We start from the raw sequence: 21,230 nt of genomic DNA on the forward strand, positions 1-21,230 counted from the left end.
GAAACATAGATTGTATGATATGTCAGGCTTTAACTACGATATTACAGATGTCGTGCATTTACTACAGCTTAGAATACGGCATAAAAATTCTTCATCAATGGATGTGAATTGTCCGTTTTGTGGAGAAACAAAAGGGAAAATGAATGTCAATCTTCAGAAAAATGTGTTCCGGTGTAATCGGTGTGATGCTTCTGGCGGAATGCTGGAACTATATGGAAGACTGCATGGTGTTTCCAGTGCAGAGGCAAACCGGCAGATTCGTGAAGCTCTGGGAAAGGGAGAATACCGGACGGATTATCAGGTAGTTCAAAAAAATGAATCTGTAGAAATTCTCAATGTTGAGCTGGCGGATGCAGATGTCATTGACAGAACATATCAGGAGATGTTGTCGTTATTGACTTTAAATGATAAGCATCAGGAGGATCTTAAAAAAAGAGGGTTAACGAAAGAACAGATTGAGATACAGATGTATCGTAGTGTACCGTTGTTTGGAATTAAAAGTATGGTACAAAAACTGTTAGAATCCGGACAGACAGTAAAAGGTGTGCCGGGATTTTATGAAGATCAAGATGGGAAATGGACAATTAATTTTACTTCTAAAAACTCTGGGATTTTGATACCGATTCGATCCATGGAAGGGAAAATCCAAGGATTTCAGATACGGTTGGATCAGGTAATGGAGGGACGGAAATATATCTGGCTTTCCAGTGTGAAATTCCAGAGCGGAGTGTCTTCAGGGAGTCCGGTACATATCATAGGAAGCCTGGACGCAGAAAAGATCTATTTAACAGAAGGTGCATTAAAAGGTACGATAGCCCACTATTTATCGGGAGATACATTCATTTGCGTTGCAGGTGTGAATCAGTACAGAAATTTAAAGCCAGTGTTGGAAACACTGAAAAGCAAGCATCTGCAGCACTTATATGAAGCTTATGATATGGATAAAAAAATGAAGGTATATTGTGATGGAGAGTCCAAGAAATGTGATACCTGTCAACGCAAACCAGCCGCTTTTTACTGTCCGCATAAGATGCAGAAACGGCAGATTTTACAAAATGCCTGTAGAAAAGTGTATGAAATCTGCAGCGACTTATCTATTTCCATGAGCCGGATGGTTTGGGATATGGATTCCTATGGTGAGTGGAATGGGCAGATCAAAGGAATTGATGATTATTACTATGCATTGAAAAATGCGGAGTGAATAGGAACAGGGATATCTATCTGGTCTTATGAAAAAGGAGAACTCAATGAAACAAAAGAAAATTTATGGCATATTCATGCTTGCCGCAACTGCTATTTTTTTATTCGCAGCAGGAAGGATGCTGCAAATTTATTTGAATTATCAGGAAAGCCAAAAAGTTTACGAGCAGATGGAAGAATTTACGCAGAAGATAGAGAAGCAAGAACTGCCCTCAGTAGAAGTTCCGGGGGAAATACCAGAGGAGAATGCAGAACAGGGATTTCTACAAGTGGATTTTAACAAGCTGGAAGAAATTAATCCAGATATCATTGCATGGATTGAGATTCCTGGTTTGGAAATCAGTTATCCGGTAGTCCAAGGGAAGGATAATGAGTATTATCTGCATCATCTGATTACGGGAGAAAAGCATAAAAGTGGCAGCATTTTTATGGACTTTCACAATCAGGAGGATTTATCAGACAGAAATTCCATTATTTATGGACATAATATGAAGGAGGGGAGCATGTTTGGAACCCTGGATCAGTATCAGGAACAGTCGCTTTATCAAAACTATCCTTGTTTTTATATGTATGTGCCGGGGTATGTTTATGAGTATCAGATCTTTTCCTGTTATGAAGCACCAACGGATCATCCAGCATATACGTATGCTTTTGCTGATTCTGAGGACTATGAAGTTTTTCTGGAAACATTGCAAAGAAGTGCTATGTATGACACGGGGACGACCGTTACCAGGGAGAATCAGATAGTAACCTTATCAACTTGTGTAAATACCCGAAAGGATTACCGCTATTTAGTACATGGAAAACTAAAACAGAAAATAAAAATGGAGGAATAACAGATGTTAGATTTTGAATATGCAAAGGTATTGGCAGAGGTTGTGTTGGATACAACCTGCAGTGAAAAGGAAAGAGAACTACGGCTGGAGTGCTTAACCAAAACATTTGGCAGAGCAAAGGCTTATTTAAAGAAAGGCTTCTTACCCGATGTGGTAGAGGCTTTTTTTGTGCGAAAAATGAATGGTTTGCCACTGGTATCGACAAAGCAGGATACACAGGATTTTTTGAAAATCAGTACCCCCAATTATTCTGGCGGAAAATTCACGGTTAGTAATACACCGTATTATTCAGAGGAAGAAGAACTGATGCTATGGTCGGAAACATCATTTCGTGGTCCATTGATTTCAGCTGGATATGAACGCTATATGGAACTGTTTAAAAAGATTTTGCCTCAAAAAGCAGAACAGATCAAGCTTTTATAGGAGAGAGTACCTCTTATCCGCTTGGAATTTGTAGCGTGTATAAGGAAATCCACAAATAAGCATAAGGATATTACTATCTTACAGGAGAACAAAGAATCGGCTGTATGTATTGCTGTTTTAGTGTCAATCAGGAAGAAGAACCAACCACTTACAGAGAAGGATGCTTACCTATCCAAAGTGCTATGCGTTTTGTATGAAGGTAGAAAAAGGTGGTCCGGGACTAAAAGACGTGTTGCGATACATGGAGATGCCGTATGAAACTTGGGAATCCGTTGGACAGATGTCCTGGATTTTGATGAAGAAGGATTTTTATCCTGAATATAGAATTGAGTAGGAGAAGGAAGTTCCTGTCTGTGGAAAAAATGCTACAGACAGGATATTTTTTGTGGAAAAAGTTGCGCTGTACGGAGGCTCTGCGTACAAGAGAAGTATAGGATAAAATAAAGAAAAGGAGATAAGCCTTATGATTAAAAAAGTACGAATTGCGGTGGATCATGGGAATCGGAATATGAAAACATGCAGTCAGGTATTTACTACTGGACTAATTATTCAGGATAAAAAGCCTGCCAGAGGTGAGAAGTTTATGATCTACGAGGAAAAATATTATATTTTAAGTGAGAATAGAATTCCGTATCAAAGGGATAAAACACAGGATAATAGATTTTTTATACTTACCTTGTTTGCTATTGTAAAAGAATTGGAAGGAAATTCACAAATTCAGTCGGATGATGTCATTCAGGTGGATTTGTCCATAGGTTTGCCTCCAAAACACTATGCGGAACTTTGCGAGAAGTATGAAACTTATTTTAAGGGTGGAAGTCGGATTCATAAGGTGACTTATTGTTCCAACGAATATCATATAACGATTGGTGAAGTGATGGCATTTCCGCAAGATTATGCAGCTATGATGACGATGATTGAGAAACTGCAGCCAATTCCCAAAGTAGTGGGAATTGACATCGGAGGATTTACTACAGACTATCTTCTGATGAGGAAAGGAAACCCGGACATGGAGGCCTGTGACTCCTTGGAAAAAGGAGTGATTACCATGTACAACAAAATTATTTCGGGCATTAATAGTGAATATGATATTTTGTTAGAAGAAAGTGATATTGATAGTATTCTTCAGGGAAATACCGAGTTTTATGAGGAGGCGGTAGTGCATTTAACAGAGAATATGGTGGAAGATTTTGTAAAGGATTTACTGAACAGCATCCGAGAAAGAGGAATTGATACAAAATCAGCTTATACAGTATTTATTGGAGGTGGAGCAAAATTATTACATCACTTTTTGGAACAATCGGATCGTTTGGGGAAATATGTTTTTATTGATGATATTTGTGCGAATGCCAAAGGATATGACAGGTTGTTTCAGATTATGTAGGGGAGTGTGATAAATGTGGAGAAAAAGAACCCCTATAAGTTCACGCTTGGATTTGATAAAACGAAACCGTCTCATGTACGAGCAGTAGAGATTTTAAATTCTGTAAAGGATAAAGCTGATTTAATTGCTTCAGCAGTAGTTTCCCATATAGATGGTGGCAGAACTGAAGAAGGGACTGTATTGAATCAAGAAGCTTTGCAGATTATGATGCTGGAATTGATAAAGCAGGAGGTGGCAAAGGCTATGCAGAGCTATCCTGTAAATCCGGCGAATGCTCAGAATGAAGAACAGGAAAATATCATAGAAAAAAAGATGGTATCTGGATCTGTCCTTGCACCTGAAGTTGCTAAAAGTGTTAGAGAAGCAATGAGTGCATTCAGAAACAGATAGTAAATAAAAAAGAAGCATTTCGGCTGATGCTTCTTTTTTATTGCACTTTATGGCAATATACAGGAATCCCACAGATTCCGCACAGGTTCCTCACAGATTCCATCCGTATAATCAAAAGTCAGATATTGTCAGAAAAAGGTTTAATCAGGTTGATCCTTTTCTTTTAATGCAGAAAGAAGCCCACGTAAGGTACGCAGGGCAATTTGTCTCTCATCTTCAGAGCAGTTTTGCAATTCTTTCATAATCTGATATGTAGTAGTGTCCGTTTCTTTTCGGTCATCCTGAACAACGGCATCAATTGAAATCTTCAGATACTGAGCGATAGGGATTAAAGTTGCGAGTTCCGGATTGCCATTACAGGTTTCAATATCAGAAATGGTCCGGGTAGAAACACCGGCCTGTTCTGCAAGTCCTGATTGTGACAGACCGAGTCGTTCTCTTTCGCTTTTTACCATATAGCCTAATTTTTTCTTGACGGTATCCATCAGCATCCGCATCACCTCACTTATTGTTTTATTTTATCGTAGATTGGTAGTAAGAGAAACGCATTATAGTACATGAAGATATGCAATATAATGTGAATTGTGGTGCTGGAGAACCTACAAAGGAGGAACATCCATGCTGCAAGTAAAGAGAAGGCATCTGTGTAATGATTCGTCAAAAAAATCTTGCTTTTACAGGGGTGTCCAAAGGGTTATTTACATGCAGAATATGCGTTAATCTATGAAGTAACCATGCAGGATAGTGCATGGATTAAGAAAGATGTCGAGCCAGAAGAAATGTGGTTCGGCGTTTTCTTTTACCAAAATAAAAATATCCTTCATAGATGCAGATCTCCACCTCTGAAATTTGGAAACTTATGGATTTTCAAATTTTGGAGGTAGAAAATGAAAGAAGAACAAAAATACAGTGGTTCTAAGACAAGAAATTATTTTACTGCTTACTTACTGGCATCTATACGGGGAAGAAGACTCCGGTATCTGGAAAAGCAACAGAAAATATTATTTGCAGAGGAAAATCTGGAAGATAAAGAATTTACAGATACGGATATTTCTCCAGAAGAAAGGCTGGAACTGGAGAGAAAGGAACAGCTGCTTATGGAAGAAGCACAGGGAATTTATCCAGAATGGAATGAAATGACAGATATAAATCTTATGGAGGCATTGCTTTCGTTGCAAGAGGAGGAACGGAAATTAATCTATCAGCATGTATTTGAAGAACGTACATTTAAAGAAATGAGCATTTTAAATCAGATGCCTGAAGAAAGATGTAAGGGTGGCTATTATTGGGCTATTCGGAAAATACGGAAAAGAATGGGAGGAAAAAAGGCATGAATTTTACTGAATTGTTGTATCGAGCGAGACAGGGGAATAAGGATGCCATCTTAGAAATATTTGAAATGTACCGCCCACTTTTGATTAAAAACGCTTTGGTGGAAGGGATTTTTGATGAGGATCTTTATCAGGAGCTGACAGCAGAATTGCTGAAGTGCATACGGTACTTTAGGGATGTAGAATAGGATGATAGAAAGAGGCGTAGCGGTATAATCGTTACGCTTCTTTAGCATATTCTACTATTTTCAGTAGACGGATTATATGATTATATTTACCAATTAGGGAATAAAAAGTGCAATCGAGACAAGAATAGTAGACGATTACTATACTACTACTTAATATAAAAAATAAAGGGGGGATTTTATGATGACTCAACAGAAGGGATAACCCATATTTGGAAAAATCGGTAATACTATAGAACAAGAATTAACAATAAAATAGAGAAACCGTGTAGCAGTGTAATGGCAAGGAAATTGAGTTATACATTACGCTGATTGTTCTAGTATTAGATTTTTGGCATGTAGTTATCTAAAAAATAAAAAGTGAAAAGATTAGCTCGTATATATTGCTATTTGATATCATAAACAGATAAAAAATTTTAAAATTTAGATGGTATGAATATCAAATCAAGGGAAGGCAAGCGGAAGAGTATATCTAGAGACTGAAACCTAAAGAGGTGGTTATAGTATATAACTTATTGATAAAAGAAAATATTATAGTGGAGGAAAATGAAAAATAGATTATTAAAATATTTGACAGGTCTATTATTTATGGGTCTGGGGACTGTACTTATGCTAAAAAGTGAGTTGGGGGTGGCTGCGTTTGATGCACTGTGTATGGGATTATCTGAAAATATACATTTTTCAACGGGAACGTGTTGTATGGGATTAGGGATTCTCATAATTTTGATCAATTCGATTATAGAGAAAAGAATACCAAGTTTTTTTTCGTTTTTAACGAGTCTAATTGTAGGAATGTGTATCGACTTATGGATGAAATTGATTATATATATTCCTTATACAAGTTTATGGCGACTCTTTTTCTTAATAATTGGTATGTTAATAAATACTTTCGGGATAGCCTTATATATATCAGCGGAGTTATCTAGGGGACCAATAGATCAGTTAATGCTGAACATAAGCAATTTAATGAAGACAAGTATTTGGATTGGAAAAACGTGTATGGAAGTTTTTTTTCTGATAATAGCATTAGGATTAAAAGGACCGATAGGTGTAGGAACAATTATTGTTACTTTTTCATCAGGCGTTCTAATTCAAAAATTTTTAGACATGATAAAAGAAAGGAAAGACAAGAATTATGGATATATTACAAGAGAAAAAAAATAAAGATGTAGCCGTTTTATTTTCGGGTGGAATTGATTGTAGTTTAGTTTCCTTACTGTTAAGGAAAGACGGATATAGAGTGCATTTATTACATTATAATCATGGGGCAAACATTTCTAATGGATTACATAGGATTAGATTCCAAGAATTAAAGAATTTGATGGGGGAAGAGAATATTTTATTACAGGAGTTATCGCATAGGGGACTCTTTCGGAAACTGGCTTTAGCTAATATAGAAAACGATTTTGCAAAATATAAAACAAATATGATTTGTTTGGGATGTAGGTTAGCGATGCATATAGAGTCCATTATTTATTGTATCAAAAATGATATACATATAGTAGCTGATGGTAGTGTAAAATATCAAAATGATTTTCCAGAGCAAAATGGTGTAGCTATAAAAATATTTAGAGAATTATATAAAAAATATGGAATAGAATATAGAACTATATTGGCAGAAGTCAGCTCTGCAAAAGAGGTAAAATATAGATTACTAGATAACGGGATTTCTATACAATCAATGGAAGATACGTGTTTATTTAGTAACACATTTAATAAAGCAGAAGAAAACGCCATAAAGGAATATTTGAATGAAAGACTATCCATTTGTGATACATATATAGAGGAAAAATTGTGTCTATTAAAATAAGGAGAGGTACATATTTATGATAGATAAAGTTGGTGGCATAGTTATTAAAGATAAAAAGGTATTGGTTGTTCGTAAAAAAACAAAAGAGAATTTTCTGGAGTTTATTATTCCTGGAGGAAAAAGAGAATCCGGAGAAACTGATTTGGAAACATTACAGCGTGAAATGCAAGAAGAGGTCAATCTTAAAATTATCAAAACGGAGTACTTAGGGGAATATAGAGACATAGCAATTTTTGAGAATATTCCCATTGCCATGAAAGTATATTTGTGTGAGGTGGAGGGAGAAATAAACGTACAAAATGAAATAAAAGAATTTTGTTGGATCGATAAAAATTATAAAGAGAAGGGGATAAAAGTGGGATCTATTTTGGAGAAATTTGTTCTCCCCCAACTCATAAAAAGGGAATTGATTTAATTAGGAGACAATAGTGCTATGGATAATTTATTTGTTTTTGACTTAGATGGAACGATAATTATGGATAATGAAAAGATAAATCCACTAATTTGTCAAGCATTACGAGTGTTACATAATAAGGGAGAAAAAGTAGTTTTTGCAACTTCGAGATCCTTGAGAGGTGTAAAGGAAGTGCTGCCCATCCAATTACTAAAATTTCCGTTGATTTTATGTAATGGAGCGTTTGCAGTTGTAGATGGTAAGTTTTTTTCAGCGGGGGTAATATCAAAAGGAGAGTATGAAAGAATAGTATGTTTTTTAAATAAAAGCAGTATCCCGTTTTATTTAGATATGGGAAATGAATTGTTTATCCCAGCTGGTGTTGAACATGATTTTTTGACATTATTAAAACAAGAGGCAGAAGGAGAAAAAATAATTCACGAACTAAGTGAGATAAAGTCCAATGTGTATAAAATTGGTATTGTCCAACCAGTTAGGTCAGATGAATTGAAGAAGATAGAGAGTATTGGTGGAAGGATAAGAATTTACCAGCATACAGATAAAACAGTAGATATAGTTCCATTGAACTGTTCAAAATGGAAAATGCTACAAGAACTTAAACTGAGCCAAAATAGAAAAAGAGTTATAGCATTTGGGAATGACACGAATGATATAGAAATGATAAAGCATGCGGATATAGGAGTGGCGGTTTGTTCTTCGAATAAAGAATTGTCTGATGAGGCAGTTATGCAAGTATTTGATAATACACCAGAAAGTTTAGTGAAGAAAATAGAAGATATATGTAAATATTTAAGAGAATTAGAAATGAGAAAATAAGAGTTTTAGTAAGGAAAACGGACAGAGTTACTGTTAGCTCTATATTAGAATAAGATGATAGAAAGAGGCGTAGCGATATAATCGTTACGCTCTTTTGCGAATGATTTTAAACTAAGTTTAAATTTGCTTAAAGTAATTACCAAGTAGGCAATAAAAATGGCAATCTATACAAGAAAACTAGACTAGTATAATTAAGGACATTTATTATTAAAAAATAAGGAGGATGTATTCATGGGAACAGAACGGAACAAAACGAGTTTTGACAGGGAAAAAAGAAATCATGATGAGAAACAGGATATAACGGAGAAAGAATGGATATTATTAAAGCAGTATAGAGAGTTGTGCGAAGAAAACAAATTAACAATAGACATTTTGGTTCAACGATTATTGATACATGAGAAAGGCAGGGAATAGGTTGATTAAAGTAGGTTTGTGTGACGACATCATAGATTTCAATAAGAAAATGGAAAATCATCTAGAAAGATATGGAGAAGAAAACAACTTAGAGGTTAAAAGTATTTCATACGGAAGTGGATCACAACTATTGTTAAATTTTCAAAAGGGAAAATTCGATATTATTTTTCTGGACGTTTCTATGCCAGAATTAGATGGTTTTGAAACAGCAGAACGGATACGGCGTATGGACGAAAATGTATCTATTGTATTTTGCACATCATATTATACAATTTCTAATGCAGGAAAAGGTTTTGAAGTAGCAGCAGAGGATTTTTTGGCAAAACCGTTATTCTATAAGAAAATAGAAAATATATTGGATAAAGTGTATCAAAGGAAACTGGTGCGTGCAGAAGAAAAGCTGTTTTTAAAATGCCAGGATGGATTGATTACGTTACAGATTTCCGATATAATTTATATACAGACAAGGAATAAATTATCAATATTACACACAACATCTGGAGAGGTACAAAGTAACCAAAGAGTAGGAGAATTGGAAAAACGGCTGAGTAAAAAACTATTTTTTCGGTGTCATAATAGTTATATAGTGAATTTTGATTATGTAGAAGGATTTCAAAATGACAATGTGTTCATTAAATACAAAAACCAGAAGATAAAAGAAATTCCGGTGAGCAAATACAAAAAGGAGGAATTTATGAAAACCTTTGCTATATATGTAGGAAATCAGCTAAATTGAAATTTATACTAAAAAAGTGACAATTTAAACATAGAATATTGTTATCTGAGAAAAAACAAGGTATAGTTTTTTCATACTTACTGAAATGAAAGGAGTAACAAATATGCAAAAAAATAAGACAGAAGAAGAATTTCAAAAAGAGGTGAACTTAACGGAAGAAGAAATCGAAAGCTATTCTGGGTGTACTGAAAGAACACAGAGATGTTTAACAGATTGTCCATGGCCGTTTCCAGGCTCCTATATCAACGCAGCAAGCTGAGTCAAAGAACCGCATACCTATCAGAGAGGATAGGTTGTGCGGTTTCTTTTTTGGAGGAAAGAAATGTATACAATTACTTTAGAAGTAAATCAGATATGTAATTTACGATGTGATTATTGTTATCTGGGTGAGAAAACAAATCAGAAAATGACAGAAGAGACAGCTCATAAAGGTCTGGAGATTGCTTTTTTGAATGTAGAAAAACATAGGGATAGAAGATTATGGGTTGATTTTGTAGGCGGGGAGGCTTTCCTTAGTTTTCAATTGTTACAGAACTTAGTGGAATATATAGAGAGAGAAGCAAAGAAAAGAAATGTAACGGTTTCTTATTCTGTCACAACCAATGGTACTATCATAGACAAAAGTATACTAGATTGGTTGGCTAAGTATAGATTTCATTTAAAATTAAGTATAGATGGAAACAAAGAAACACATGACAGAAACCGGAAAATAAGTTCGAATATGGGAAGTTATCAAAGTATAATGGAAAATATGTGTTACTTCAAAGAATATGAAGAAAAAAGCGGGCAATATATTCAGGCAGCCCATGTGATAACTCAAAATAATTATTGGGAAGCAGTTAAATCTGTTAAGCATTTAGTAGAAAATCTTCACTTTAGAATTGTAGATTCCTCTATAGATGTTTCCCATAGCTGGACACATGAGCAGTTAGACAAGTTAATTGAGGAGTGGGAAAGTATTTTAGGTTATTACATGAAGGAGAAGAAGATAGGAAGGGAATTTTTATGGGCACCAGCATTAGATTTGATGAAATATGGGGAAATGGTAAAGAGTTCAGGGTTTTGTGGGGTAGGATTGATACAGATATATGTTAAGACAGATGGTAAAATATATGGTTGTGCAGCTAATTTGAAGCCTAGTGGATGCCTGGGGGATGTAGAAAAAGGGCTTTCTGTAAAAAAGATTAAGGTTTATCGTGAATTAGCTCTAAAAGACGAAATGTGTTCAGGATGTAGCATAAATCAAAGATGCCAGAGTCAAAAGTGTATTATGAATAATCTGTTTTATAGCGAGAACATTAATGAACACAATCCAGATATGTGTTATTTCGAACAGAAGAAAATAAATTTATGGAAAAAATTTTTTTAAAATAAGATTGAAGAAAAACTAGAAAAATAAGTAAAAATGTGCTATTTTTATTACAAAATACTTGATTTATAAGTGCTTGCTTTGAAAAGAATAAGATGTGTGTGGTGGTAAAGATGAATGTAATCAAACAAAAACGCAAGGAATTGGGAATTTCTCAAAGAGAACTTAGCGAAAGGCTAGGAACCAGTCAACAGACGATTAGTAGAATCGAAAAGTCAGATGTTGAAAATATTCCAAGCAGTTTGTTGATAAAATTGGCAGATATATTCCAGGTTCCGGTTGATTTCCTTATCCGTGGAGAAAAAAGTGATTTGTTTTCTACGAAAGGAGAGGAGATGTGGGAAATATATAAGCAGTTGGACGAAGAAAATAGAACTACGCTAATTGTGCTTGGAAGAAGATTAAATGAAACGCAAGCAGAAAATATGTTGAAAAGACAGACAGGTGAGAAAAGTGATAAAAATAGCAATATGTGATGATGAAAAATGCTTTATAGATGCAATTGAAAAAATGTTAAAAACCTATGCAGAGAAAAATGGACAGGACTTTTTGATAAAAAAGTATACAAAACCATTGCAATTAATGGAAGCATTAAAGGAAGAATTCCAAATTTTCTTTTTAGATATTGAAATGCCTGCCATGGATGGGTTAGAATTGGTAGATGTTATACGAAGGCATGATGAAAACTCCGTAGTCTTGTTTGTTTCTTCGCATAATGAATTTCTGGGAGTTGGATATACGTATGATGTCCAGAATTTTATTACAAAACCGATTACGCAAGTACAAATAAACTGCGAAATGAATAAGGCACTTAGAAAACTCAATACATACGAGCAGAGGTATATTGCAGTAAAAAGTGAAAAGGGTTATTTTAAGCTGTTTCTATCAGATATAGAATATATTGAAACAGTAAATCGAAAAGTAGTATTTCATTTGCGAAATGGCAATCAGGAAGCTGGATATTTTAAAATGAGAGATCTGGAAGAACGATTAGAACCATTTTTCTTTGTACGTTGTCACAATGGTATTATTGTGAATGTGGATTGTATTAAATCATTACATAATCTTACGCTTACGCTTTATTCTGGGAATAAAATATATATTACCTGTTCGAGAAAACAGAAACTTATGAAAAAGGTGGCAGAACGGGGAGGTTGGGTGTAAAGTGTATGGACAGATTATAATAAAAGATATATTTTCTATATTCAATATTCTTTTGATTGCATATTTATTGATCGATCCTAAGCCAAACCTCGGTAACAAGCAGAAAAATTGGTATTCATACATTTTGTGCATTGGAAGTTTAGCTACAATAAGAATAATGCTAAACAATGTATCATTACACATTGTTTACAACTATATAACAATTATTTTTATTGTCATGATTATAGGCCATTTTTTATTTCAACGTAGCATAAAATACTGCCTGCTAATTGGAAGCGTTTTCTTATCAATTGTTCTATTAGGTCAGTTATTAAGTTGCATTTTTTTCTATAGATATAGTAGTAACGCAATATTGGCAGATCTTCCAGACAGTTATCAAGTATGTATGATTTTAATTGCTGAAATAGTTATTGCTGTTGGAAGTTTAGTTATAAAAAGAATAGTAAGAAAAATTCCCTTACTTTTTTCTGGAATACATATAGCTACAATTATTGTACCACTATTTATTAATATTATAGTGATGGCAATATGCGCAGATCAACTGTATTATGAAAAAGAAATGATAGTGGATAATATGTGGTCAATGGTTACGATTATGGGCGTTTGTATTTTTATGTTCATGGGAACAATATGTAACATTGTAGTCTTAGAAAACTATTTGAATGTTAAAAAGATTGAGAATGAAAAGAAATTGCAGATTAGTGAAATAAGTATGCAGTATGACTACTACGTTAAACAGTCCAATGACATGGAAAATATACGAAAACTTTCTCATGATATTAAGAATCATTTGGAGGCGTTAAGGGGAAATATTGATTATTACCAGAAGATGGATTATATTGATGGTATTGAACGTAAACTGAGTATTTATCAAAGCTATTATAAAACTGGAAATACTTTTATCGATAATGTTTTGCATGCAAAAAGGTTAGAGGCTCTGGATAAAAAAATTGAATTCAAGGTATTTGCAGATTTTTCAGTTTTTAGAAGAATAAAGAATGAAGATTTGTGTGTAATTGTTTCCAATACAGTGGATAATGCTTTACGAGAATGTCAACTTATGAAAGAGGAAGATTCAGAGGTAGAATGTTTAATACAACTAAAAGCAAGGCAATTAAAGGGATTTTTATCAATTATATGTGAAAATACTTTAAGAGAATCTCAAGCGGAACTTCTAAAAGATAATGTAACATTAGAAACATCAAAAGAAGATAAAAAGAATCATGGATTTGGAGTAAAGAACATTAAAAGTGTCGTGAAAGATTATGGTGGAGAGGTATCATTTCATGTAGTAGATGGCATGTTTTCTGTATCTGTGATTATTCCTATCGAAGTGTAGAAATAAAAGTGGTATTTACGGAAGGTAAATATCACTTTTTTGCATCTAGATAGGAAGGAAAAGGGACAATTTAAGTAATTTTTATTTCTTCTTTTCTATTAAGAGATAAGATATAGAAAAAGAAAAAGAAGAGGAGGCATGGGTATGCGAAAAAAATCAAACTTTTTATTACTATGGTATCAGTAGGAGTTTTAATGGTAACGATGCCAGTTATGGCAGCAGAACAACCAGAACTTCCAACAAAAGTGCAAGATATCGCAAATGGTTCTGATGACATCTACGGGGAAGGTGTTCCCATTGAACATGGAACAAATCCAGATGAAAGGTTTTCATCCGGTGGAGCAGACCATACACACAAGTATATTGTAGCAAATGCTCTTATAATTCTTAGCAATGATAGGGGCAATAGCACATTTAATGGTGAATTAAATTCATCTATTCTTATGGAAGCAACTGATTGGCCGGATAAGTTGGGGAATGAAACAGACACAGGAACTTTTGCAGGGCATTTTTATGATCCTGACTCAGGGAAAAATTGGCTTGGACAAACTTCGCCAACTGCAAGAACAAGAGTGGAATCTTATTTTAAGTCTGCAGTAGATGCATATCGCTCAGGAGATGTACAGTTGGCGATGTCAAATTTAGGAAAGGGTATACATTATGTATCAGACTTAAATGAACCTCACCATGCATCAAACTTGACGGCAGTCAATAGCAATCATTCCGCTTTTGAAAAATATGTTGATAAAAACCGAAAATCTTATACAATAGCAGGAAATTTATTTAGCGAGTCCGTATACACAACTGCGCTAAATACTTCTACAGGCGATCTGATGTATTCAGCAGCAAAACAGGCAAAGAGTCTTGTAGGAAGTGCCCAGAATGAAAGTATGTATGAGAGTGTAGCAAGGCAGTCCATTCAGCATGCAATACAAACGGTAACACAATATATGTATAAGTTTGGAAAAGAAGTCGGTATTTATTGGTGGTATTTAAGGAGACTTGATATTAAGAAGTTAATATCAAGTCTCCTTTTAACATTAGACATTAAAAGCGATAAAATAAACAAGATATATAGAAAATTATAGAAAATAGTTTTAAATTATTTGTATTAAACAAAAAGGAGAAATAGATATGTATAGTTTTACATTGTATATGACAACCGATTGCAACTTCAAATGCCAGTATTGTTATGAAGACTATCATAACCATTATCAATTAAATGAGAAAAAGTTGGTAGACTCTTTGGAGTTTATGATGAATTATGGAAATAAAGGTAAAGTTTTAATTGATTTTTTAGGTGGGGAGCCTTTGCTGAAAAAGAATTTGATTCATCAGGCGGTAGAGTATATTAAGAATTTTTATCCGGAGAGAGAAGTGAAATATTATATTACGACCAACTGTTCTTTGATGGATGATGTATTTATTGATTTTATGAAAGAAAATCAATTTACGATACGGTTTAGCTTTGATGGAAATAAGGAAACCCATGATTTGAATAGAGTGGCAAAAGACGGTATATCTTACTACGATAAAATTTTTGAAAATATTATGAAAGTAAAAGACAGTGGATTGAATTTTTCTGTGAGAATGACTGTGACAGAAAATACAATTCCTCACATGTTTGAAAATGTCTGTTATTTACATGAACATGGTCTGGACAACATTTGTATGATTATGGACGTGTATTTAAAAATGTCAGATAAATTGAAAATGGAGTTTGAAAAACAGGTAGCAGTAATATCGGAGTATTATTTGGCGGAGGCAGCAGTAGATAGAAGCTTTACTATAGACCAATTCGATGGAAAACTGTTTAATATGCTGTGCAATTTTGGAAACTGCTTTGGTATGTGTGATGCAGGAATTGGGAATTTCAAGATATTTCCGAATGGTCAGATATACCCATGCGGATTTCTTACAAGCAATGAAAAATATTGTATAGGAAATATCAAAGAAGGCGTTGATATAAGGAAGGCAAAATTAATAGCAATGTCTAACTTTGATAAAAGCGATCCGAAATGTAAGGGATGCACAATTCGAGATTTTTGTCATGGTATGAAATGTGGATATATGAATTTTATCAATACAGGGAAGATTAATGTACCATCGGATGCAGAGTGTATTTTTGAACATATTTTTTATAAGGCAATGGTGCAGATTCTTGAGTATTATTTACAGCAGCCGATTGAAATAGTTAGAGAAAAATTAGGAATGTATGTGGACTATATCCAGGAGGAACATTTAAAATTCAGTGAGTTCGGAGATAAGATTGCCAAGAGGTTAAGGGATGAAAAGTAAAGAAGGACGTCCGTATCTTGGATTTTTAAAAGAGTATGCGTTTAAGAAAAAGTTACTTCCTTCCTACATTTTAACAATAGCAATGATTGTGCTAACAGCGGGGGTTTCTTTGGTACGCCCGGAGCTACAGGGAAAAGTGATAGATGATTTGGGAAATCCGCAGGGTACCAGTTTATCTGCGTTTATGCTCTTACTGGCGGTGTTTCTGGGAATGTTGCTGCTGAACTACCTTATGAATTATGCACAGCGTTATGTCGTAGCTATTATATCGGAAGAGATAGCAGCAGATATGCGACAAAAGGTAGAAGATAAATTATCAACAGTAAGCGTGAATTTTTTTGAGAAGATAAAGCTAAGTGATATTTTACTGAAAGTGGACAAAGATGTTTCAGCAGTGAAACAATGTGGAATCACAAGTATTATCACACTGGTTTCCAATATTGTTATCCTGGTAGTGGTTCCTCCATATATGTTTTCTATCCATAAGGGAATTGCCGTATCCAATATTATCTTACTTGTCAGCGTTCCTTTTATCAGCAGAATCCTTGGGAAATTGATACAGGAAACCAGTGGTCAAGTTCTGGAAGGATATAACAGTATCACCAATGTTCTGACAAACACCTATGATAATTGGTTTATTACGAGACTCTTTCAATGTGGGCAATATTTGCATGATAGGTACTTTGAGAAAAATCAGAAATATAAAAAAGAGACGAATCGCCAGAATTTGTTGTACATATTGAATACATCTACGATACTTGTGATTCAGTTTATAGGAACAGTCATAATTTGGGTAGTCGGTGCACAAGAAGTATTTAAAGGGAATATGACCATAGGTACTATTATGGCTTTGATGAATTACCAGACGATTATCATGAATCCTATTATAGGAATTGCACAATTTGCCAATGAGTACCATACAGCCGTAGTTTCTTTAAAAGATATCAATGGCCTGCTTCAGTATCCGGATCAGAAACAAGGAAACGGAAAGAAAGTAACAACAATTAACAGTATTTCCTTAGAAGCGCTGAGTTTTTCTTATCCAGAGTCAAATAAGAAGGTATTTGACCGACTCAATTTGAACTTTGAAAAAGGCATTCTTTACGGAGTTCATGGGAAAAGTGGACAAGGTAAAAGCACTCTGTTTAAAATTATAACAGGTGTGTATCAACCGACAGAAGGAAAAGTGATCGTGAACGACACAGATTTGCAGGAATTAGACATTAACAGTTATTGGGAAAATACAGGATATGTTATGCAGCGTACACAGTTCTTCAATGATACGGTAAGACGGAATATGGGATTAGTACATATTGTTTCCGAGGAGGAAATGGATACAGTGGCAAAGTGCTTGGATTTGTATGATGAAATCCATACTTTAGAAATGGTATGGGATACTGAGATAGAGATAGATCCATGCAATTTTTCAGAGGGACAAATGCGACGTTTGGATATTATGAGGAATATTTTGAAAAATTCGCAAATTCTGATTTTTGATGAAGCCACAGCAAATATCGATGAAAAACGGAGAGGACGTTTTTATCAATTATTACATGAGCTATCAAGAGATAAAATTATTATTTTTTCTACGCACAATCTGGAAGAATTGCGAGAAGCAGATATTATTGTGGATTTGGAAAAGCTACATATAGGGCAGGTGAGTGAAAAGTGAGGATAGGTGTGTTGGATTCTAATGGATCTTTTGATAACCCTTTTTTTCGGGATAAGAAAATTGTAAAAGTAGACTGCAAGTGGAAAGACCAGGAATACAGTAAAGATGCTTTTGGATTTACCCATGCGGAATATGTCTGTTCTTTTATTTTAAAGGAAAACCCAGAAGCTGAAATTGTTCTGGTACCCATTGTAAGGAAGAACAAAAAGAGTACGGTTATCGATATGATAGAAGGTATTGAATTACTGATAAAGGAACAAGTAGATATAATCAATATGAGCATGGGAGATGAGTACAAATATCACAAAGAAATCGAGGAAGTGTGTAGGGCAGCTACAGAAAAAGGGATTTTGATTGTGGCTGCATATTCCAATCAAAAAGCAGAAGCAACCTATCCAGCTTCCTTCCCTTTTGTAATGGGGGTAAGATGCCTGGATATGGAGGACCCTGTACAAGTGCTTCAATATGATGAAAAGAAAAATAATGTAATTTTTTCTTGTAGGCTTTTCTTTTTATACCATTTAGGAATTCCGGTACTTCATCCAGGAAATAGCCTTGCCTGTGCTGTAGTAACAGGCTATTTGAGTAACTATGAGAAACAGTATCAACAGGCAATTTTACAGTTTACTCTTAACACTTTGAATAACTATTATCCATATCGGACATTGAAGCAAAAACAGTGTTATTTTCTAACGAACCGTATAGAAGAACCTTTAGAGCAGCGTTTCATACGGGAAGTTACGAGAACAGAGAGATGCGATACTTTTAAAAGTGGAATGGAAAAATTGAGAAATACAAAAACAGCGGAGCAGTATCCGGTACTCTTCATTGATCATAATAACTATCAGGAAATATGTGAGTATAAAGAACGAATCAGGGTATATGCCATGGAACATCCGGAGACCGAAATTGTTTTACGATATCCCTTATTTAATATGGTGGAAAGATTGAATTTCCAGAAGAAAACAAGTAGAAATCTGAACCAATTTACAGTTTAGGAGGCGGGAAAATGTACACATTGTCATTAGAAATAATAAATAAGTGCAATTTGAATTGTACTTACTGTTATCTGGGAGAGAAGAAAAATACATACATGAGTTTAGAAACAGCTCAAAAGGCAATCGATATTGCTGTGCATGAAGCAAATAAGCAGCGAGATCGGACACTTATGGTTTACTTTATTGGAGGGGAACCTCTTATGGCATTTAATCTGATGAAAGATGCGGTAGATTATGCGAAGAAAAAGTGCCAGGAAACAAACCTAATATGCAAGTTCAGTACTACAATAAATGGAACGTTGGTTACAGATGAGATAATTGACTTTTTTGTGGAAAATACATTTGAGGTGAAAGTGAGTTTAGATGGTTCTGAGTATGTCCAGAATTTGAATAGGAGAGATTATGCAGGAAATGGAAGTTTTGAAAAAATTATGAAAAACCTTCCGTTATTGAGAAAATATGAACAGGCTACAGGAAATCAGATTTCTGTAGCCAGTGTCGTAACAAGTAATAACTATCAATATTATGCAGAGAGTTTCCAGTTTTTGCTTGATTTAGGAATTAAAAAATTAGAGTCAGGAATTGATTATTATTGCTCCTGGAGTGATGAGCAGATACAGGGATTACGAGAGCAGATAGAGAAAGTATTTGGATTATATAAAGCATATATACAAAAAAATCAAGAAGTAATATTCTGGAATCTCTGGGAACAATATCTGAAATCCTTCCTGATTCCATGTCCATTTTATGCATGTAAGGCGGGTTTGACAACTTGCTATGTAACAACGGATGGTGGGATTTATACTTGTGCGGAACTTCCAGAATTTAAAATCGGTTCTGTAGAAGCTGGTTTGGATGTTCCGAGGATTCGAGAGATTATTTACCTAGAGGATCAAGAGGATACAATGTGTAAAGAATGTCAATACATCAGACATTGTAAAACGAGAGGCTGTCAGGTGGCAAATTATGAAATTCACCAAAACGTATATCAACCTATAAAAGTGAATTGTGAAGTGACGAAGTGGATGTATCATCTGATTCAAACAAACTTAACCGAAAAACAGCTTGAAAAGCTGAAACAAGAATATGAAAGGAGATATTTACGCCATGGAAAGTAAAATGAATGAGTTTATTAAAATTACAGAGGGAGAAAAAGTGGCTTTAATTGATCCGATAGGAAAAGTCTGCCTGGGAGTAAGTAAAAGATTTGCAGATAATTTAGATAAACCAGAGTTTCAGGAAAAGTTATTCTCTGTATGGAAGCAGCAAACTGAATTTATAAAGGAAATAGAAAATAATCATGAGAAAATCAATACGGTATATTTGATGGTAACTAGGAAATGTAATATGAATTGCGATTTTTGTGCGATTAGTGCAAACGACAAATTGCGTCCAGAAAAAGAATTTAAGCTGGAGGATATACAGAATAAGGTGATTCCGTTCTTTCAAAAAAATAAACCACATAAAATGATTCTTACAGGTGGAGAGCCACTGATTAAAGATCAAATTGTGGAAATTGCAAAAGCTTTGGGAAATGGTTTGACCTGCCCAATTACACTGCAGAGCAATGGCCTTGCTATTACCAAGGACTTAACAGAACAACTCAAAGGGTATATAAATGAAATAGACTTCAGTACTATGCACATGTTTGGAACACCTGAAAAGGAGCAGCAGCTAATTAATCATATAGAGATGTGTCAGCAAGCAGGAATAAAGGTGGTTCTTAGTTTCATTTATGAGAAAACAAATGAAGTGGATTTGTATAGAGTGATTGATATAGCAGCTAAATATGACATTGATGTTCTTTTTAATATTGTTTCATCTGTGGGTAGGGCGAAAGAAAACTCTGAAATTTTAACAGATATGGAACATCTTGATATGAACCTGAAGATAGCAAAATATATATTGAAGCAGGGGTACGAGGATAAAAAAATAGGAGGAGCCTTTTATCAAAGGATTCAGGTAAGAAATTCTTGTGGGGGTTATGGAAAAGTTATGGCAATTTTCCCAGAAGGCGATATTTATATGTGTCAGTGTATGGAACAGAACCAGGTTCGAATGGGAGATATACTTATAGATAATCCTGAAAAGATTTTAAAAACTCAAGAGTGTTTATTAAAGCAATCTGAAATAAAGCAGTTATTCTGTGTTGACTATAAAGAAATATGTAAAGAATGTGATTATCGTTATATATGTGGGGGGAAATGTATGGCTTCGGAAAACGAATATGACTATAAATGTACTTTTGCAAAAGCAATGTTTAAATATGTGCTGTTTTATTACCAATCCCAAGAGAAAAATAGAGAAAAACTTGAAAGTTATGTTCAATATCTTGAAAAAATAAAGAAATGCATATGAGAAAGATAGAGAATCCATATAGGAAGAAAAAAATGCAAAATAAACATAAGTTGTGGCTGATACATCAGAAAAGGGATATATTTAAAATAGTT

General features: G+C 34.4%; 25 protein-coding genes. 24 read left to right on the plus strand and 1 reads right to left on the minus strand.

Annotated elements, in window-relative coordinates:
• The first annotated feature begins 10 nt into the window (after window positions 1-10).
• The 5 genes from ACGG81_RS02040 to ACGG81_RS02060 all read left to right on the plus strand — a co-directional run bounded on the left by ACGG81_RS02040 (window position 11) and on the right by ACGG81_RS02060 (window position 4,233).
• Window positions 11-1,201, plus strand: a complete 1,191-nt coding sequence (locus tag ACGG81_RS02040; protein ID WP_294463305.1) for a CHC2 zinc finger domain-containing protein — start codon at window positions 11-13, stop codon at window positions 1,199-1,201.
• A 46-nt stretch (window positions 1,202-1,247) separates the two neighbouring features.
• Entirely contained in the window at window positions 1,248-2,036 is a 789-nt protein-coding gene (srtB, locus tag ACGG81_RS02045) for a class B sortase (protein ID WP_294463303.1), read from the plus strand.
• A gap of 3 nt (window positions 2,037-2,039) precedes the next feature.
• Window positions 2,040-2,459 (plus strand): hypothetical protein, encoded by a 420-nt coding sequence (locus tag ACGG81_RS02050; protein ID WP_294463301.1) that lies wholly within the window; start codon window positions 2,040-2,042, stop codon window positions 2,457-2,459.
• Window positions 2,460-2,922: 463 nt separating this feature from the next.
• Window positions 2,923-3,843 (plus strand): ParM/StbA family protein, encoded by a 921-nt coding sequence (locus ACGG81_RS02055; RefSeq protein ID WP_294463300.1) that lies wholly within the window; start codon window positions 2,923-2,925, stop codon window positions 3,841-3,843.
• A gap of 15 nt (window positions 3,844-3,858) precedes the next feature.
• Window positions 3,859-4,233: a stage III sporulation protein AF gene (locus ACGG81_RS02060; protein ID WP_294463299.1), complete on the plus strand. Its 375-nt coding sequence runs from the start codon at window positions 3,859-3,861 to the stop codon at window positions 4,231-4,233.
• A gap of 140 nt (window positions 4,234-4,373) precedes the next feature.
• On the opposite strand, the gene ACGG81_RS02065 is transcribed toward ACGG81_RS02060, so the two are convergent.
• Entirely contained in the window at window positions 4,374-4,724 is a 351-nt protein-coding gene (locus ACGG81_RS02065) for a helix-turn-helix domain-containing protein (protein WP_294463298.1), read from the minus strand.
• Between the two features lie 396 nt (window positions 4,725-5,120).
• Here ACGG81_RS02065 and ACGG81_RS02070 point away from each other — a divergent pair, with 396 nt between their 5' ends.
• From ACGG81_RS02070 to ACGG81_RS02160, 19 genes are all read left to right on the plus strand, one after another.
• Window positions 5,121-5,567 (plus strand): sigma-70 family RNA polymerase sigma factor, encoded by a 447-nt coding sequence (locus ACGG81_RS02070; protein ID WP_390109254.1) that lies wholly within the window; start codon window positions 5,121-5,123, stop codon window positions 5,565-5,567.
• Window positions 5,564-5,752, plus strand: a complete 189-nt coding sequence (locus ACGG81_RS02075) for a helix-turn-helix domain-containing protein (RefSeq protein ID WP_390109256.1) — start codon at window positions 5,564-5,566, stop codon at window positions 5,750-5,752. Before ACGG81_RS02070 ends, ACGG81_RS02075 begins: the two co-directional genes overlap by 4 nt.
• 543 nt (window positions 5,753-6,295) lie before the next feature.
• Window positions 6,296-6,913, plus strand: a complete 618-nt coding sequence (locus tag ACGG81_RS02080; protein ID WP_390109259.1) for a YitT family protein — start codon at window positions 6,296-6,298, stop codon at window positions 6,911-6,913.
• Window positions 6,885-7,559: a hypothetical protein gene (locus tag ACGG81_RS02085; protein WP_390109262.1), complete on the plus strand. Its 675-nt coding sequence runs from the start codon at window positions 6,885-6,887 to the stop codon at window positions 7,557-7,559. The genes ACGG81_RS02080 and ACGG81_RS02085 overlap by 29 nt, the downstream gene beginning before the upstream one ends.
• Window positions 7,560-7,575: 16 nt before the next feature.
• Window positions 7,576-7,974, plus strand: coding sequence for an NUDIX domain-containing protein (locus ACGG81_RS02090; RefSeq protein WP_390109264.1), 399 nt, complete (start codon window positions 7,576-7,578; stop codon window positions 7,972-7,974).
• Window positions 7,975-7,992: 18 nt separating this feature from the next.
• Window positions 7,993-8,790, plus strand: a complete 798-nt coding sequence (locus ACGG81_RS02095) for an HAD-IIB family hydrolase (RefSeq protein ID WP_390109267.1) — start codon at window positions 7,993-7,995, stop codon at window positions 8,788-8,790.
• Between the two features lie 231 nt (window positions 8,791-9,021).
• Window positions 9,022-9,204: a hypothetical protein gene (locus ACGG81_RS02100; protein ID WP_390109270.1), complete on the plus strand. Its 183-nt coding sequence runs from the start codon at window positions 9,022-9,024 to the stop codon at window positions 9,202-9,204.
• 1 nt (window position 9,205) lies between these two features.
• Window positions 9,206-9,940: a LytR/AlgR family response regulator transcription factor gene (locus tag ACGG81_RS02105; RefSeq protein WP_390109272.1), complete on the plus strand. Its 735-nt coding sequence runs from the start codon at window positions 9,206-9,208 to the stop codon at window positions 9,938-9,940.
• 103 nt (window positions 9,941-10,043) lie between these two features.
• Complete coding sequence (locus tag ACGG81_RS02110; RefSeq protein WP_390109276.1) at window positions 10,044-10,199, plus strand: pseudouridine synthase; 156 nt, start codon at window positions 10,044-10,046, stop codon at window positions 10,197-10,199.
• 63 nt (window positions 10,200-10,262) lie between these two features.
• A complete protein-coding gene (locus ACGG81_RS02115) occupies window positions 10,263-11,309 on the plus strand; it encodes a radical SAM protein (RefSeq protein WP_390109279.1) in 1,047 nt (348 codons plus the stop codon).
• A 113-nt stretch (window positions 11,310-11,422) separates the two neighbouring features.
• Window positions 11,423-11,785 carry a helix-turn-helix domain-containing protein gene (locus tag ACGG81_RS02120; RefSeq protein ID WP_390109282.1) on the plus strand — a complete coding sequence of 121 codons (363 nt, stop codon included), beginning with the start codon at window positions 11,423-11,425 and terminating at the stop codon, window positions 11,783-11,785.
• Window positions 11,763-12,473, plus strand: a complete 711-nt coding sequence (locus tag ACGG81_RS02125) for a LytR/AlgR family response regulator transcription factor (protein WP_390109285.1) — start codon at window positions 11,763-11,765, stop codon at window positions 12,471-12,473. The genes ACGG81_RS02120 and ACGG81_RS02125 overlap by 23 nt, the downstream gene beginning before the upstream one ends.
• Before the next feature lies 1 nt (window position 12,474).
• Window positions 12,475-13,812 (plus strand): sensor histidine kinase, encoded by a 1,338-nt coding sequence (locus tag ACGG81_RS02130; RefSeq protein ID WP_390109288.1) that lies wholly within the window; start codon window positions 12,475-12,477, stop codon window positions 13,810-13,812.
• 194 nt (window positions 13,813-14,006) lie between these two features.
• Window positions 14,007-14,900, plus strand: coding sequence for a zinc dependent phospholipase C family protein (locus ACGG81_RS02135; protein WP_390109291.1), 894 nt, complete (start codon window positions 14,007-14,009; stop codon window positions 14,898-14,900).
• 46 nt (window positions 14,901-14,946) lie between these two features.
• The gene (locus ACGG81_RS02140) at window positions 14,947-16,110 is read left to right on the plus strand and encodes a radical SAM protein (RefSeq protein WP_390109294.1); all 1,164 of its coding nucleotides are present in this window, start codon (window positions 14,947-14,949) and stop codon (window positions 16,108-16,110) included.
• Window positions 16,100-17,782 carry an ABC transporter ATP-binding protein gene (locus ACGG81_RS02145; protein WP_390109298.1) on the plus strand — a complete coding sequence of 561 codons (1,683 nt, stop codon included), beginning with the start codon at window positions 16,100-16,102 and terminating at the stop codon, window positions 17,780-17,782. The genes ACGG81_RS02140 and ACGG81_RS02145 overlap by 11 nt, the downstream gene beginning before the upstream one ends.
• A complete protein-coding gene (locus tag ACGG81_RS02150; RefSeq protein ID WP_390109301.1) occupies window positions 17,779-18,780 on the plus strand; it encodes a S8 family serine peptidase in 1,002 nt (333 codons plus the stop codon). The genes ACGG81_RS02145 and ACGG81_RS02150 overlap by 4 nt, the downstream gene beginning before the upstream one ends.
• 11 nt (window positions 18,781-18,791) lie before the next feature.
• The gene (locus tag ACGG81_RS02155; protein ID WP_390109304.1) at window positions 18,792-19,898 is read left to right on the plus strand and encodes a radical SAM protein; all 1,107 of its coding nucleotides are present in this window, start codon (window positions 18,792-18,794) and stop codon (window positions 19,896-19,898) included.
• Complete coding sequence (locus tag ACGG81_RS02160; RefSeq protein ID WP_390109307.1) at window positions 19,888-21,138, plus strand: radical SAM protein; 1,251 nt, start codon at window positions 19,888-19,890, stop codon at window positions 21,136-21,138. Before ACGG81_RS02155 ends, ACGG81_RS02160 begins: the two co-directional genes overlap by 11 nt.
• Window positions 21,139-21,230: the final 92 nt, after the last annotated feature.

It is taken from the genome of Faecalimonas umbilicata (assembly GCF_042846195.1).
Lineage (GTDB): Bacteria > Bacillota > Clostridia > Lachnospirales > Lachnospiraceae > Faecalimonas > Faecalimonas umbilicata.